This window comes from Flaviflagellibacter deserti (genome assembly GCF_042652085.1).
In the GTDB taxonomy this organism is placed as follows: Bacteria; Pseudomonadota; Alphaproteobacteria; order Rhizobiales; family Methylopilaceae; genus Flaviflagellibacter; species Flaviflagellibacter deserti.
This window is the reverse complement of the sequence record NZ_JBHSJF010000006.1, coordinates 1,428,966-1,440,994: the sequence shown is the minus strand read 5'-3', so window position 1 is coordinate 1,440,994 and position 12,029 is coordinate 1,428,966. Positions and strand designations below refer to the sequence as shown.

The 12,029-nt window shown below is 64.4% G+C and carries 15 protein-coding genes; 5 read left to right on the top strand and 10 right to left on the bottom strand.

From position 1 onward, the window contains the following. Window positions 1-4: 4 nt before the first annotated feature. Entirely contained in the window at window positions 5-670 is a 666-nt protein-coding gene (locus ACFPFW_RS14085; protein WP_114957729.1) for a peroxiredoxin, read from the bottom strand. 190 nt (window positions 671-860) lie between these two features. On the opposite strand from ACFPFW_RS14085, the gene ACFPFW_RS14080 reads away from it, so the two are divergent. The 3 genes from ACFPFW_RS14080 (at window position 861) to msrB (ending at window position 2,181) form a co-directional block, all read left to right on the top strand. Next, the gene (locus tag ACFPFW_RS14080; RefSeq protein ID WP_114957778.1) at window positions 861-1,169 is read left to right on the top strand and encodes an ArsR/SmtB family transcription factor; all 309 of its coding nucleotides are present in this window, start codon (window positions 861-863) and stop codon (window positions 1,167-1,169) included. 23 nt (window positions 1,170-1,192) lie between these two features. Continuing rightward, window positions 1,193-1,558, top strand: a complete 366-nt coding sequence (locus tag ACFPFW_RS14075) for a VOC family protein (RefSeq protein WP_379771215.1) — start codon at window positions 1,193-1,195, stop codon at window positions 1,556-1,558. A gap of 116 nt (window positions 1,559-1,674) precedes the next feature. Continuing rightward, entirely contained in the window at window positions 1,675-2,181 is a 507-nt protein-coding gene (msrB, locus tag ACFPFW_RS14070; protein ID WP_114957731.1) for a peptide-methionine (R)-S-oxide reductase MsrB, read from the top strand. 285 nt (window positions 2,182-2,466) lie between these two features. On the opposite strand, the gene alr is transcribed toward msrB, so the two are convergent. The 8 genes from alr to ACFPFW_RS14030 form a co-directional block, all read right to left on the bottom strand. After that, a complete protein-coding gene (gene alr, locus ACFPFW_RS14065) occupies window positions 2,467-3,597 on the bottom strand; it encodes an alanine racemase (protein ID WP_114957732.1) in 1,131 nt (376 codons plus the stop codon). Beyond that, on the bottom strand, window positions 3,594-5,090 hold the full coding sequence (locus ACFPFW_RS14060) for a replicative DNA helicase (RefSeq protein WP_114957733.1): 1,497 nt from the start codon (window positions 5,088-5,090) through the stop codon (window positions 3,594-3,596). Before ACFPFW_RS14060 ends, alr begins: the two co-directional genes overlap by 4 nt. Window positions 5,091-5,221: 131 nt before the next feature. Then, window positions 5,222-6,469 (bottom strand): class I SAM-dependent methyltransferase, encoded by a 1,248-nt coding sequence (locus ACFPFW_RS14055; RefSeq protein WP_114957734.1) that lies wholly within the window; start codon window positions 6,467-6,469, stop codon window positions 5,222-5,224. Between the two features lie 169 nt (window positions 6,470-6,638). Beyond that, complete coding sequence (gene rplI / locus ACFPFW_RS14050) at window positions 6,639-7,190, bottom strand: 50S ribosomal protein L9 (protein WP_114957735.1); 552 nt, start codon at window positions 7,188-7,190, stop codon at window positions 6,639-6,641. A gap of 31 nt (window positions 7,191-7,221) precedes the next feature. Continuing rightward, the gene (locus ACFPFW_RS14045; RefSeq protein ID WP_114957736.1) at window positions 7,222-8,196 is read right to left on the bottom strand and encodes a DUF2232 domain-containing protein; all 975 of its coding nucleotides are present in this window, start codon (window positions 8,194-8,196) and stop codon (window positions 7,222-7,224) included. 105 nt (window positions 8,197-8,301) lie between these two features. Then, complete coding sequence (rpsR, locus tag ACFPFW_RS14040) at window positions 8,302-8,541, bottom strand: 30S ribosomal protein S18 (RefSeq protein ID WP_114957737.1); 240 nt, start codon at window positions 8,539-8,541, stop codon at window positions 8,302-8,304. Window positions 8,542-8,543: 2 nt separating this feature from the next. Beyond that, the gene (gene rpsF, locus ACFPFW_RS14035) at window positions 8,544-8,960 is read right to left on the bottom strand and encodes a 30S ribosomal protein S6 (protein WP_114957738.1); all 417 of its coding nucleotides are present in this window, start codon (window positions 8,958-8,960) and stop codon (window positions 8,544-8,546) included. Window positions 8,961-9,195: 235 nt separating this feature from the next. Beyond that, window positions 9,196-9,681, bottom strand: coding sequence for a DUF1579 domain-containing protein (locus ACFPFW_RS14030; RefSeq protein WP_114957739.1), 486 nt, complete (start codon window positions 9,679-9,681; stop codon window positions 9,196-9,198). A 162-nt stretch (window positions 9,682-9,843) separates the two neighbouring features. Between ACFPFW_RS14030 and trhO the strand changes: the two genes are divergently transcribed. Together trhO and ACFPFW_RS14020 are read left to right on the top strand one after the other, a co-directional pair. Next, window positions 9,844-10,596, top strand: a complete 753-nt coding sequence (gene trhO / locus ACFPFW_RS14025) for an oxygen-dependent tRNA uridine(34) hydroxylase TrhO (protein WP_114957740.1) — start codon at window positions 9,844-9,846, stop codon at window positions 10,594-10,596. After that, complete coding sequence (locus ACFPFW_RS14020) at window positions 10,589-10,804, top strand: SlyX family protein (protein ID WP_114957741.1); 216 nt, start codon at window positions 10,589-10,591, stop codon at window positions 10,802-10,804. The genes trhO and ACFPFW_RS14020 overlap by 8 nt, the downstream gene beginning before the upstream one ends. An 8-nt stretch (window positions 10,805-10,812) precedes the next feature. On the opposite strand, the gene ACFPFW_RS14015 is transcribed toward ACFPFW_RS14020, so the two are convergent. After that, window positions 10,813-12,018 (bottom strand): multidrug effflux MFS transporter, encoded by a 1,206-nt coding sequence (locus tag ACFPFW_RS14015; RefSeq protein ID WP_114957742.1) that lies wholly within the window; start codon window positions 12,016-12,018, stop codon window positions 10,813-10,815. Window positions 12,019-12,029: the final 11 nt, after the last annotated feature.

Here is a 12,029-nt window from a genome sequence, read left to right as displayed (position 1 = left end):
AGAGCTATTGAACTCTCGGCTGCGGCACGATGCGAATATAGGGTTTCGGCGATTTCCAGCCGCCTGGATAAATCTGCCGGGCTTCGTCGTCTGTCACCGAGCCAGCAATGATGACATCCTCGCCCTGCTTCCAGTTAACGGGCGTCGCGACCCTGTGCTTCGCCGTAAGCTGGATCGAGTCGATGACCCGAAGCACTTCATCGAAGTTGCGGCCGGTCGTCATCGGATAGATGAGGATCAGCTTGATCTTCTTGTCCGGGCCGATGAGGAAAACGTTTCGCACAGTCTGGTTGTCGGCCGGCGTGCGCCCTTCCGAGCTGCCTCTCGTGTCTGCCGGAAGCATTCCATAGAGCTTCGAGATTTCGAGATCGGGATCGCCAATCATCGGATAGTTCGGCGCGTTTCCCTGCGTCTCCCTGATGTCGTCGGACCATTTCGCGTGGTTGCCGACCGGGTCGACGCTCAGGCCAACGATTTTGACGTTCCGCCGCTCGAACTCGGGCTTGATCCTGGCCATGTAGCCAAGTTCGGTCGTGCAGACAGGGGTAAAATCCTTCGGATGCGAGAAGAGTATGCACCAAGAGTCGCCAACCCAGTCATGAAAGCGAATTCGGCCTTCCGTGGTGTCAGCTTCGAAGTCCGGTGCCACATCGCCAAGCTGGAGAGCCATGGTAACCTCCCTCTGGAGAGTTTCGATGTAGAAGCCGGCAGTATAGCACCTCACCGAGATAGGCGAAATCAGCTCGGCTACGGGTGGTGAGCGGGAAGGTGGGCCCGGCGAACATCTGACCGTCACCTGGCGGTGCAGCAGCGATAGGTGGTTTCTTGACATGCAATAATTTTATTGCATGTTCGTCGCCATGAATGATGACGAACTTGATCGGATCTTCAGGGCGCTTGCCGACCCGACCCGCCGAAAGATCATAGATCGGCTGCGCGAACAGCCTGACCAGTCGCTGTTCCAGATCTGCGCGATGTCGGTCGCGGAAGGCGGGAAAGCTCTGTCCCGTCAGGCAATCACCCAGCATCTCGATATGCTTCAGAACGCTGGGCTGCTCCACGTGTCCTGGTCAGGTCGGACCAAAATCCACTCGCTTGATCTCAAGCCATTGCGGGAAGCGGCGGACATCTGGTTTCGCAAGCACCTTCTGGAAGGGGAAAATCCATGAGAATCTATGTCACGAGCGTCTTCGTGGATGACCAATCGAAGGCCCTCGATTTCTACACGCGTATACTGGGGTTCAAGGTGAAAAATGATGTGCCCCTGGGAGAGTATCGCTGGCTTACCGTTGTCTCGCCGGAAGCGCCTGAAGGTACCGAACTGCTTCTCGAACCGGGCGAGCATCCCGCCGTCCAACCCTACAAGACTGCGCTCGTCGAGGACGGTATCCCGGCGACATCGTTTCAGGTCGATGATGTCGATGCCGAATATGACAGGCTTCTTTCGCTTGGCGTCTCGTTCACCGTGGAACCAATGGATGCCGGACCTGTCCGGATGGTGGTGTTCGACGATACCTGCGGCAACCTCATCCAATTGATTGAGATGAAGGGCGGTTGAGGGCCCGATCCGGCCGTCCAATGTGCTGTCCGACTGATCTCGCGTTCGTGAAGAGAGGCCGGAAGCCGCCAAGCCCGGTCCTGCGTAGCTTCGGTTGAACGATCCAGGAGGCTCACATGTTGAACCGGCGAGCCGTGCTTTTAGGCGGCGCAATTATGGGAACGGGATTGTCGATGTTCGGACGCTCCTGGAATCCGTTTGCCGTAACTCCGGCCGAGGCTTTCGAAATTGAGAAAACTCCGGACGAGTGGAGACAGGTGCTGACGCGGGAGCAGTTCGCCGTTCTGCGTCAGCATGCCACCGAACGGCCCGGCTCGAGCCCTCTCAACAAGGAGCATCGCAGCGGCATCTTCGCCTGCGCGGGCTGCGACCTTCCGCTGTTCTCGTCCGAGACGAAGTTCGAGAGCGGAACGGGCTGGCCGAGCTTCTGGCAGCCGCTCGCCAATGCCGTCGGCGAGACCAAGGATACGACGTTGATGATGGTGCGGACGGAAGTGCATTGCGCCCGCTGCGGCGGCCATCTCGGCCATGTCTTCGACGACGGCCCGAAGCCGACCGGACTGCGCTACTGCATGAACGGCGTGGCGATGACGTTCAAGCCGGCGGGTGCTCAGCCGACGTAACGGCGTGCGAGGTGGGGCGTCATCCTCCGGCTTGACCGGAGGATCCATGATCTTGGTCAAGGCCCGTCGGGTCTCCTCCAGTCAAGCCGGAGGACGACGACGGAGGGCGACCGGAAACAATCGAGGGGCTCTCCCTCCCCGGAACGGGGAGGGCCGAGTTGCGCGCAGCGCGAACCGGGGTGGGGATGCGGTCTATCGAAACGCGCTCGGGTGGGAGAGGCCGTTTGCCCCACCCGGCTCGCTGCGCGAGTCCGCCCTCCCCATGCTGGGGAGGGAGAGGCGTGCTCAGCCGATGTAGATCCTTGCGAAGCGGCTGCCGAGCCCGGTCAGGATCTCGTAGCCGATTGTGTTCGCCCTAGCGCCGACTTCGTCGATCGTGATGCCGTCGCCGATCAAGGTCACGAAGTCGCCGCGCCGCACCGCATCGGGGGCGAGGTCCGTGACGTCCACGGCGATCAGGTCCATCGAGACGCGGCCGATCAGCGGGCAGCGTTTGCCGGCGACGATCGCGTCGGCGCCCCGGCGGTCGTCGCTTGAGCCGGCCGCGCGCATGAAGCCGTCGGCATAGCCTGCCGAGACGACGGCGACCCGCGATGGACGGCGCGCGGTTTCGGTGGCGCCGTAGCCGACCGTCTCGCCTTCGTCGACCTCGCGGACCTGGATCACACGAGCGTCGAACAGGACCACCGGCTTCAGCGGGTTGTCGCCGCCGAGCGGATGACCGCCGTAGAGCGCGATGCCGGGCCGGCAGAGATCGAAGACGAAGGCGCCGCCTTGCAGCGTGCCGGCGGAATTGGCCAGGCTGGCCGGTACGCCGGGGAAGTCGGCGGCCACATTTCCGAAGCTCTCGATCTGATGCTCGGTCAGCGGATGGTCGGCATCTTCCCCGCAGGCGAGATGGCTCATGATCAGGCTCGGCCGGAAGGCGAGATTGCCGCCGGCATAGCGCTTGGCCACGTCCTGCGTTTCCGCGAAGCTGAGGCCGAGCCGGTTCATGCCGGTGTCGACATGGATCGCGGCCTCGCCGGCGATGCCGTTTTCCTTCGCGAACAGCTCCCATTCGTCTATCTCGGGCAGGCTGCCAAGGACCGGATGAGCCTTGATCTCGGCGAGGATCGGAGACGAACCCGGCGCGAGGCCGCCGAGCACATAGATCGCCGCGTCCGGCAATTCCTCGCGGACGGCCCGGGCCTCGAAGGGAAGGGCGACGAAGAAGGTGCGGGCGCCCGCCTGCCACAGCGCGCGGACGGCCGGCCTGATGCCGATGCCGTAGGCGTCCGCCTTGACCACGGCCGCGCATTCGGCCTCGCCGGCGCACGATGCGAGGTGCTTCCAGTTGGACTGGAGGGCACCGAGATCGATGGTGAGGCGGCTTCCGGTTTCGAGGTCAGGTGGCCCGGTGAACGGGTCGATCATTCGGAGCTGCGTTCCGGGAGGTAATCCTCGCGGGCGAGATTGCCGAAGCGGGTGACCTCGGCCTCGAATTGAACCTGAACCGTGCCCGTCGGTCCATGGCGCTGCTTGCCGATGATGACCTCGGCGCGGCCGTGGATCTGTTCCATCTCGGTCTGCCACTTGATGTGCTCTTCGGTGCCCGGGCGGGGCTCCTTGTTCTTGTGATAGTATTCCTCGCGGAACACGAAGATGACTACGTCGGCGTCCTGCTCGATCGAGCCGGATTCGCGGAGGTCGGAGAGCTGCGGGCGCTTGTCGTCGCGGCTTTCGACCTGACGGGAGAGCTGAGACAGCGCGATGATCGGGACGTTGAGTTCCTTCGCCAGCGCCTTCAGGCCGGTGGTGATCTCGGTCACCTCCTGCACACGGCCCTGGTCCTTCTTCGCGGAGCCCGACAGAAGCTGAATATAGTCCACGACCAAGAGGTCGAGGCCGCGCTGGCGCTGTAGGCGACGGGCGCGGGCGGCCAAAGCGGCGATGGTGATGCCGCCGGTCTCGTCGATGTACAGCGGCACGGCCTGCATGGCGCGCGCGGCGTCCGACAGGCGGATGAATTCCTGCTCGGTGATGTCGCCTCGGCGGATCTTGTAGGAGGCGAGGTTGGCCTGCTCGGCGATGATACGGGTGGCGAGCTGTTCGGCCGACATTTCGAGCGAGAAGAAGCCGACGATGCCGCCGTCGACCGTCTTCGAGACGCCGTCGACCTCCTCCGCGCGCCAGGCCTTGGCGATGTTGAAGGCGATGTTGGTCGCGAGCGCCGTCTTGCCCATGCCCGGGCGTCCGGCGACGATGATCAGGTCGGAGCGCTGCAGGCCGCCCATCATCTTATCGAGGTCGCTGAGGCCGGTCGAAACGCCCGACAGGCCGCCGTCGCGCTTGAAGGCGTTCGCGGCCATGTCGACGGCGGTGTAGAGCGCGTCGCCGAAGCGCTGGAAGCCGCCGTCGTAGCGGCCGAGCTCGGCCACCTCGTAGAGCCGGCGCTCGGCGTCCTCGATCTGGCTGCGCGGCGGCATGTCGACCGGCGCGTCATAGGCGATGTTGACCATGTCCTCGCCGATCGTGATCAGCGAGCGGCGGATGGCGAGGTCGTAGATCGTGCGGCCGTAATCCTCGGCGTTGATGACGCTGGTCGCCTCGGCGGCGAGGCGGGCCATGTATTGCGACAGGGTCAGGCCGCCGAGATCGGTGTCGCCCGGCAGGAAGGTCTTGAGCGTGACCGGCGTCGCGATCTTGCCGGCGCGAATCAGGCTGGCCGAGATCTCGTAGACGCGTTGATGAATCTGCTCGTGGAAATGGCGCGGTTCCAGGAAGTCGGAGACCCGATAGAAGGCTTCGTTGTTGACGAGGATCGCGCCGAGAAGAGCCTGCTCCGCCTCGATATTGTGAGGAGCCTGACGGTATTGCGGCTCTTGTACAGGGGTGAGCGCGCGTGCGGCTGAGTTCGCGGGGGGCATATCGATCCGATGTGTGAATATGGATTCACCATGGTCCCGCGCCTCAGCGCAGACCAGCGAATCTGCGCGATCCTAACCCACCGTGCCCACCATCCACAGCCCCGTGATTTGGTCAGCCTCTGTGTCTTGATTTACTCGCCCGCAAGACGCAGCGGGGCGTTCTCCGCTTCCTGCAGCATCCGCTCCCGCTCGGCGATGTAGTCGCGGGTGAGGGGAAGCGCGTCGACCTTCTTGGCGATCTGGAGCTGGAAGACGACGTCGTCGCCGTTGCGGAAGGTCGCCTCGCAGCCGGCGAGGTAGAATTCCCACATCAGGCAGAACCGCTCGTCGTAGAGCGCCTTGGCCTCCTCGCGCCGGGCCATGAAGCGTTCGCGCCAGGCCTTCAGCGTCTCGGCGTAATGCAGGCGCAGGATCTCGACGTCGGTGATGATCAGGCCGGCCTTTTCGATGGCGGGGATGATCTCCTCGAGGTCCGGCAGATAGCCGCCGGGGAAGATGTATTTGGTGATCCACGGATTGGTCACGCCCGGCCCGGTGGTGCGGCCGATCGTGTGGATCAGCATCACCCCGTCCTCGTCCAGCAGGCGGGCGCACTGGCGGAAGAAAGTGCCGTAATAGCCGACGCCGACATGCTCGAACATGCCGACCGAGACGATGCGGTCGAACGTGCCTTGCGTCTCGCGATAGTCCTCGATGCGGAATTCGACCCGGTCCTGCATCCCGCTCTGCTCGGCGCGGTCGCGGGCGATGGCGAACTGTTCTTCCGAGAGCGTGATGCCGACGACCTCCGCGCCCGCGGTCTCGGCGAGGTAGAGGCCAAGGCCGCCCCAGCCGCAGCCGATATCGAGCACCTTGTTGCCCGGCTCGACCGCGAGCTTGGCCACGATGTGACGTTTCTTGGCGAGCTGCGCCTCTTCGAGGCTCTGGCCGGGCCGCTGGAAATAAGCGCACGAATACTGTCGGTCGGAATCGAGGAACAGATCGTAGAGCCGCCGGTCGAGGTCGTAGTGATGAGCGACGTTGCGCTTCGAGCGCACGCCCCGGTTCCATTGCGCGAAGCGGCGAAGCAGGATGCGTCCGCGCTCCAGGATGCGGGCGGTCAGCGGGTAGGGGCGGTGGCGGAGGTTGAGGAGAACGAGATTCAGGAGGTCGTAGATCGACCCCTGTTCCATCACGAGGCGGCCGTCCATGTAGAGTTCGCCGAGCTTCATCTCGGGATCGGCGATCAGGGCCCTCTGAGCCGCGGCGTCGGTGAAGCGGATGACGACCTTGTTGCCCGTGCCGTCGCCAAAACTAAGCCGGCGGCCCTGCGCCGTCAGCACGTCCAATGAGCCGCGCAGGATCGCCCGCCGCAGCATGCCCCCTAGGATCATCGCCATATTGTGCGCCCGCACGGGCAAGCGTCGAACGCGTTCCGTGCGCCCTCAACGTTACAACGTGCGATAAGCTATGGAGGGGGCGTGGCGATTTCAATGCGTCAAGAGACGTAGAAATACGAAGAAGCCCGCCGAAGCGGGCTTCCAGTGCACAGTAATGAGGCTTTGCTGATCAGGCTTCGTCACCCGGGCCGCCGGCTTCGGGCACGAAGGTCTCGAAAACCGCGTCTTCCTCGCGGACCGTGAGGTCCTCGCCCTTGGTCTGGCGCTCGGCTTCCGCCGCGCTGCGGGCGATGTTCACCGTGACCGAAACCTCGACCTCCGGATGCAGTGCGACCGGGATCTCGTGCAGGCCGATCGTCTTCAGCGGCGTGTTCAGGACGATCTGCTGGCGGCTGACCGAGTAGCCGGCGGCGGTCAGGGCCTCGGCGACGTCGCGGCCGGTGACCGAGCCGTAGAGCTGGCCGGTCTCGCCCGCCTGGCGGACCAGGACGATCGCCTGGCCGTTCAGCTTCTCGCCGACCTTGTCGGCTTCCTTCTTGGTCTCGAGGCTGCGGGCCTCGAGCTGGGCGCGCTCGCGCTCGAAGCGGGCCTTGTTGTCGGCCGTGGCGCGGAGCGCCTTGCCCTGCGGCAGGAGGAAGTTGCGGGCGAAGCCGTCGCGGACGCGGACTTCTTCGCCCATCTGGCCAAGCTTGGCGATGCGTTCGAGAAGGATGACTTGCATTGGTATTCTCCGTCTTAAGCTTTGATGTTTTTTATGATTTCGGGTTCGATGCCCGGCTGATCGCGATCCGGTCTCGGATCGAAAACACATGTTCGGCGATGCCGATGAAGGTGAGGATGATCACCGTCCAGGCCTGCACCGCGAGAAGCACGTAGGCCGCGCCGATGATCAGGCCGCGCCCGGTGGTTCCGCGCGTCCCGGCATGGATCAGCGCCAGACCGAGCATCGCGAAAGGGATGGCGAAGCTCGTGCTCAGGATGCCGGCGGTGAAGCCGGCAATGCCGGGCAGTATGCTCGCCGCCGTCGCGCCCAGCATGATCAGCAGGCTGAACCGGGGCAGCTGGAACTCGGAGATGTTCGGCCAGGGGCGCGCGAGGCGGCCCGAGGTGCGGACGACGCGGCCCGCGACCCACAGATTGACCAGCGAGACGGTGCTCCAGAGCGCTGCCGCCAGCGGCGGGAGCGCGAGCACGGCGAGCTCGGTGATGCGGGTCGGATCGCCGCCGCCGGGCAGGGTGACGGGCTGGCCGGCGGGCGTGCCGGTCTCGACTCGAAGGAAGGTCTCGAAGGTCGTGCGGATCGCGGCGCGGTATTCGTCGAGCGAGCCGGCGACGAGCGGAATGGTGACGAGGACGAGGCCCGCGCCGAGTAGCGCCGCCCAGATGATCAGCCGGCCGACCGGATACCAGTCCATGCCGGCTTCCGGATTGCCCTCGTCGCGCGAACGGCCGAGCAGAGCGAGATAAGCGAGCCACCACGACGGCGCGCCGACCGAAAGGACATAGGCGCGGGCGGTGTCGAAATCACCGAGGCCAAACAGGACGGAGGCCGCGATCATCACGCCGATCAGGCCGGCCTGATGCTGCCAGCCGAGGCTTGCGATGAAGATGGGAAGCGGCGCGAAGATGAACAGCAGGACGGACAGCGTCGAGCCGGACGCGAGCGCCAGGCTAAGCGTGGCGGACGCAATGCCGCTCGCAAGTCCCACAAGGAAAACGATCATCATCGGTTCTGCTGTCCCGCTTCATCAGCGGTTAGAGGAGGATCGCGATGTCCGCCCCAACCCGGTATGGAAACCGGGCACCTGGCGGCGCCCGGGCAGTTCGTCAGATTACTTGATCACGTACGGCAGCAGGCCGAGGAAGCGGGCGCGCTTGATCGCCTGAGCGAGTTCGCGCTGCTTCTTCTGCGAGACGGCGGTGATGCGGGACGGGACGATCTTGCCGCGTTCGGAAATGTAGCGCTGCAGGAGCTTGACGTCCTTGTAGTCGATCTTCGGCGCGTTGGCGCCCGCGAACGGGCACGACTTGCGGCGGCGGAAGAAGGGGCGGCGGGTCTGGGTCGCGGCCATGATCAGACTTCCTCTTCCACGACGGCTTCGGTGGTTTCACGGTCGTCGCGACGCGGCGGACGATCGCCACGCTCGCTGCGATCGCGCTCGTCGCGGTCACGCCGCTGCATCATCGCAGACGGCTCGGTCTCGTGCTCGTCCACGCGGATGGTCATGAAACGCAGGATGTCTTCGTTGATCTTCATCTGGCGTTCCATTTCGGCGACAGCCGCCGGAGGGGCCGAGATGTTGAGCAGCGTGTAGTGCGCCTTGCGGTTCTTCGAAATGCGGAAGGCGAGGCTCTTCACGCCCCAATATTCCACCTTGCCGATTTCGCCGCCGCCGGCCGAAATGACGCCCTTGTACTGGTCGACGAATTCCTCGACCTGCTGGGCCGTCACGTCCTGGCGAGCCAGGAAGACGTGTTCATACAATGCCATAGGTGTTTGGCCTCTCTCATCGTTCCCGTGACCCTGGCGCTGAGCCCTTCGAGCCCGGGAAAGGCTCGAACCAAACTCTCGAAGGCGGAGACACGGGACGACGGGATCACCAGGAGCCCTGCCACCCTTGAAGGGCGACCGTCCGTTCAGCCCCCGGCCGAGGCATCACGAAGGGCGCGCTTATACGCGAACGTCCGTGAAAAGCAACCCGGCCAAGGGGTAATTTTCGGAGAAGTCAGCCCGCCCGGCGATAGGTCATCTGCATGACCTGCTGCCAACTGCCGTCTTCCTGCTTCATCATCGAAGTCAGGGTCCGTTTGTCCGACCCGTGGAATTCGATGATGTCCTGATAATCGGCCGTGCCGCCGCCGCCCTCGGGCGAGAAAGACGGTCCCACGGTGTCGAGCGTCAGCTTGTTGCCGGAGTCATCGACCGATCCCTCGTAGTGCCAGAGATAGGCCATCATCGAGCCGAACCACGAGCCGACATATTTGCCCTTGGCCGGGTCGTAGCCGAGCGTCAGGACAGAGCTTCCCTTGCCGCCGCCCGGCATGTCGCCTGTGGCCTCGCCCTGGATCCAGAGTCCGCCGATCGTGCGGACATGCTCTTTCCACGGCTCGAGCTTTTCGCCCTCCGGCGTCGGCATGTCCGCCTCGGCGATCCAATCTCCGAGGAGCTTTTCGAGCCACTTATGTTCGGCCTGCGGTTCGCTGTTCATCATGAGCCGTCTCTCCCGTTTTCCGGCTGTCCGGAATTCCGCCAGCTATTCCGTCGGGGCGCAAAAGAGCACGGACGGGCGACACCCGGCAGCCGTAACCTCACGGTAGACGGCGATTGTGGAGGCCGTTTGCCATGATGCTTCGAGACGCGTTACACGACCGCCATGCCTCTTAAGGTCGCCGCCCTCTATCAGTTCGTCGCGCTGCCGGATTTCCGCGATCTGCGCGCGCCTTTGTTCGATCTCTGCCAAGGACTCGGCATCAAGGGTTCGCTGCTGCTCGCTCCGGAAGGCATCAACGGGACGATCGCGGGCCCGGAAGAGGCCATCGACGCGCTGCTTCCCGAGATGGACGTGCTGTTCGGTGGCCGTCTCGACAATCTCGAACTGAAATTCTCGGCCGCCTCGGAGATGCCGTTCGGCCGGCTCAAGGTGCGGCTGAAGAAGGAGATCGTCACGCTCGGCGATCCCGCGACCGATCCGACCGCTAGCGTCGGCACCTATGTCGATGCGAAGGACTGGAACGCGCTGCTCGACGATCAGGACCTGATCCTGATCGACACCCGCAACCACTTCGAAGTCGAGATGGGGACGTTCGAGGGCGCGGTCGATCCGCGGCTTCGCCATTTCAGCGACTTCAAGGACTACGTGGCCCGCGAACTCGACCCAGCGCGGCATCGCAAGGTGGCGATGTTCTGCACTGGCGGCATTCGCTGCGAGAAGGCCAGCTCCTACATGCTCGCGCACGGCTTCGAGAACGTCTTCCACCTCAAGGGCGGGATATTGGCCTATCTGGAGAATGTGCCGGCCGAGGACAGCCGCTGGCGGGGCGAATGCTTCGTCTTCGACGAGCGTGTCGCGCTTGGTCATGGCCTGTCGGAGCGTGCCCGTGAAATGGCGGAGGCCGACGATGAGTGACGATCTCGCCGCGCGGCTCGAAGCGCTCGAGATCCGCGTCGCCTATCAGGACCAGGTCCTCGAGGACCTGAACCAGACGATCACGTCGCAGTGGAAGGACATCGACCGGCTGCGCCGCGAAATGGCCGCGCTCGCCGACCGGGTCGCACAAGCCGAGCGCGGGGCAGGGGGCGAGGCGGAGGACGAGCCTCCGCCGCCACACTATTAGGGCCGGCCCTAAGCCGGCTGCTCCGACATCGGCGCGCTGAACAGCCGTCCACCCTCCGCGAAGAAGACGAAGCCGACCGACAGCAGGCTGAACACCGCGAAGCCGATCGTCAGCGGCACGGTGGTGCCGTCGAATTGCTGGCCGATCGCGAAGCCGAGAATGGCGCCGCCGAAGGTCGAGACGAAACCCTGCACCGCGGATGCCGTGCCGGCGACATGGCCGAGCGGCTGCATCGCCATCGCGTTGAAATTCGAGACGCAGAGACCGAAGCAGAACATCATTGCTGCCTGGAAGATGCCGAAGGTCCAGATGTTCTCGAGATCCATGACCGCGACCATCATGTGAGCCACGGCGACGGCGGCGAAGCCGAGGACCGCGCCGTGTGACACGGTACGGGTGCCGAGCCTCTCGACGATGCGCGAATTCAAGAGCGACGACAGCGCCATGAACGCCGCGATGAGCGCGAAGACGGTGGTGAATAGGCCGGGATGGCCGAGCGCGTCGGCGAAGACCTGCTGCGCCGAATTGATGAAGGCGAACAGCGCGCCCATCAGGAGCGTGATGGCCAGGTTGTAGCCGACGGAGACCCGCGTCGTCAGCGTGACGTAGAAGCCGTGGCCGATGCCGCGCAGCGAGATCGGGATGCGGTCTTCCGGGTGCATCGTCTCGGGCAGCTTGAGCACCGCCCAGACCAGGGTGATCGCCGAATAGAGCGAGAGACCGAGGAAGATCGCGTGCCATGACGCGAACAGCATGATGATCTGGCCGAGCGACGGAGCGATGATCGGCGCTATCAGGAAGACGATGAAGGCGAGCGACATCACCCGCGCCATGGTCGCGCCGGTATAGCAGTCGCGGACGATCGTGATCGCCAGCACGCGCGAGGCGGCGGCGCCGATGCCCATGACGAGGCGGGCCAGAAGCATGGTCTCGAAGTTCGGCGCGATCGCCGCGGCCGCGGCCGCCACGACATAGATCGCGATACCGACGATCAGTACCGGCTTGCGGCCGAAACGGTCCGACAGCGTACCGTAGATGATCTGCGCGCCGCCGAAGCCGAGCAGATAAGCCGTCACCACCCATTGCGTCTCGTTGGCATTGGCGATGCCGAAGTCGCGGCCGATATCCGGCAGCGCCGGCAGCATGGAATCGATCGCGACCGCGTTGAGCGCCATCACCGCGGCGATGAAGCCGACGAACTGGCGAAAGGTCATCCCGGCATGCG